This is a genomic window from Bacterioplanes sanyensis, assembly GCF_014652515.1.
In the GTDB taxonomy this organism is placed as follows: Bacteria; Pseudomonadota; Gammaproteobacteria; order Pseudomonadales; family Oceanobacteraceae; genus Bacterioplanes; species Bacterioplanes sanyensis.
Window position 1 is genome coordinate 1 of the sequence record NZ_BMYY01000027.1, and the last position, 2,717, is coordinate 2,717.

Annotated in this window: 3 protein-coding genes; all 3 read right to left on the reverse strand. The window is 45.6% G+C overall.

Translation table 11 applies throughout. The features are described from left to right. Positions 1-10: 10 nt before the first annotated feature. Positions 11-568: a hypothetical protein gene (locus IE090_RS17685; RefSeq protein ID WP_189390443.1), complete on the reverse strand. Its 558-nt coding sequence runs from the start codon at positions 566-568 to the stop codon at positions 11-13. A gap of 1 nt (position 569) precedes the next feature. After that, positions 570-1,463, reverse strand: coding sequence for a DUF2971 domain-containing protein (locus IE090_RS17690; RefSeq protein ID WP_189390444.1), 894 nt, complete (start codon positions 1,461-1,463; stop codon positions 570-572). A 261-nt stretch (positions 1,464-1,724) separates the two neighbouring features. Beyond that, positions 1,725-2,051: a hypothetical protein gene (locus tag IE090_RS17695; protein ID WP_189390445.1), complete on the reverse strand. Its 327-nt coding sequence runs from the start codon at positions 2,049-2,051 to the stop codon at positions 1,725-1,727. Between the last annotated feature and the right edge of the window lie 666 nt (positions 2,052-2,717).

A 2,717-nucleotide genomic window follows, 5' to 3' on the forward strand; every position in this document is an offset into this window, starting at 1 on the left:
TGAGGGGCGTTTAGACGCTCACATCGACCTGTGACTGGCTGACACAGAATTTTGAACACCCTCCCAAACTTAGACCAGACTGTAGTTCATTAATACTATCCAGAAGAGGCAGGCTTAACTCAGTATTTTCTTTAGATAGAGCGAGGGCCATTCTAGAAGATTTGTAGATTTTTCCAGCGGAAGAAAGTGTTTTCCCTGAAAAATCACTAACAGTATCAAAATCTCTTACAAGCAAATGACCATCAGGGGCATTGGCTATATGACTAAGCCAGCTGGACATTTCATACAAGTAATCTTTGTATAAAAATATCTCATTTGTGGATTCTTCCACGTAACCTAGAACCACATCGCATCGTTTTATATCTCTCCATTGAGTAGCTGAGTGTTCCGCCGCCTTGGCCGCTCTCGCGGTCATTAGCGCTGCCAAGCCTGTGAATATCGCGGATGCTGAACTCACCAGAATAATTTTTTCAGAAGAATCCAAGCCAGGGAGTGTTGCTACTAGAAGTGAAGCGGCGGCGACTAAAACCAACCCCATCATTACTTCATTAAATCTTCTCATGGTCATATCAACTATCAACTACCTCGCTATTAATTTCAAACAACTCAGGATTGACATTCATTTTGAATGGAGTGATTGATAACTCTCTACACGTCTCTAAAAGCAGCCGCTCGTGCCTTGGATCACAATTGGCACCGATATGAATGGCTGACACCCTCAAGCCTTCTGGCAATTTGTGCAAGCCCTCAGATTTGTAATCAAAGCAAACAAGGCGATGCTCTTTCTCGTAGCTCCAGTCGACAGATTTGGTCCAGCAATACCAATTCACGAACTTTTCAGGCTGAAGAAGTGCATCAGTAAGTGTTTTGTAGTCAAAGCGAGATGAGTATACGACTGACTGCAAGCTGTAATCGACCCAATTTTCTTTAGCATTAAGATCTACCTCATATTCAACACAAAATCCTTGGTGATTCCTACCATAGTGAGCCCACATCAACGGGCTGCTAATTCCTGTACTGTTAAAACAGGTCATTCTGTAAGACCTCAATACATCTGCAATCGAATCTGGCAGCGTTGAGTCGTTGAGATACCGATCTCCTGTCGAATCGACAAGCTTTATTAGTTCTCTTTGAACCCTATCATCAAGGATCCAGCGCGATCTTAAGCGCTCGTATACTTCTATTCTTTCTTTTTGCTCTTGTGTTGCATTCTTCGAAAATCCTGCATACAAAGATCTAATAGCACAGAGTAGCTCTGGAATCATTCCAGGCGCAGAGTTGGTAATCGTGTGTCGTGCATCAAAGGGATCGTTGAAATTATCTGGAATACTCATCCAAATAGATCCTTCTCGGACGGTTTCTATACGCCGTTTATTCATTTTTGGATCTTCTTCATCGTCAACCCAATTTTCCAGGGGCTCAAAACGATAAAGCTTTTGGTATCTACTTTTCTCTTCACCCACGATACATTCCTTCTTAGTGTTCTAAACACTGGTAGTTATTTAGAAAAACTTCAAAACATCCTTGATTAAAAGCTCAAAGACAAAAAAGTGACGGCCACAATGCCTGGATCATCGCTAGTACTTAAGTGAATGCGATGTAATTTTGAGGGTAACTACTGCACTTGACGCTCTTCCAAAGTATTACTTAGCAGGAGAGTCCCCACCCGCTGTAACAGGTAGCTGACCAAGACGTGATTAGACAATTACCGTGAGTCCAGAACTCTACTCACCTGCCACTAAATCCATCTCACTTGTCCAGTATGCATTGGCTTTGCCGCGTTCAGCGGCGCTGGCACCGTCGTCGTAGCCGACGCGGCAGAGAAATTGTCTTGCTTCATCTAAATGGCCAATGGGGTAAGTCTTGCCCTTGTAAACGCACTGAGGGCGGCGGTCGACGCATTGGCCGTCGATGATGGTGAAGTTGATCTGGGTAACGTAGGGTTCGGTCTTGCTAGCCTTTTGCCAGCAGCTCAGCAGGTTTTCCTCAGCCTGGGCATGGGTGGCGATGGCGGCGGTGGTAAGCATGCCTATATATAGAAGGTGCTTCATGATTCATCCCTGAATTGGTCTCTGGGTAAAGAGTAGCGCCTAAAGCTGCCTCAGAAAAGCCGCACAGGGCGTTTAAAAGGCGTTTAAAAGCGATTTTCCCACCTTTGGCAGTATCGTTGCCGCTGTTTTGGCTTTTGAGGAGCGTGTGTGGCGTTTAAGGCGGTGGCGTTAAATGGGCGTGCTGAACAGGTAGTGCCGCAAGATATCCACTGCAAACGAGACATATATAGACGCTCTCCCGGTGTCAAGGCATAAAGATGCCGTGGCGCCTGGACACCCCTGATTAATCTCTTTTTTTACTCATCGCTCGGTCGCTATGATGAACGGTGGTTCATGCGAGTTGATGGTAGTGCTGATATATATTCGGCTTCTGATCAGGCCTTGGCCTGGAGCCCTGATGAGATCCGCACCTTCCCACCTAAAAACAGTCTCTCGATCTTTAACGATCGTGTCTTGGCCAGGTTCTGAGAAGGGCGGATAACCCCGTTTATTTCATCACACTAACGACTACCCGGATGAGATAAATACAGTTACGCTGCTTTAAATGCCTCGCTTTTTTGTAGCAAGATCCAGCTAATGCGTGCCAGTTTATGAGCAACGGCGACCACGCCTTTTTGCAGCCCACGGCGGAGAATGATCTGGTTAATCCAATTGCCTAGTTTGGTA

Bases quoted from the DNA above. Each gene is read 5' to 3' on its own strand.
- IE090_RS17695 (WP_189390445.1), bottom strand. From the start codon at position 2,051: ATGAAGCACCTTCTATATATAGGCATGCTTACCACCGCCGCCATCGCC.
- IE090_RS17685 (WP_189390443.1), bottom strand. From the start codon at position 568: ATGACCATGAGAAGATTTAATGAAGTAATGATGGGGTTGGTTTTAGTC.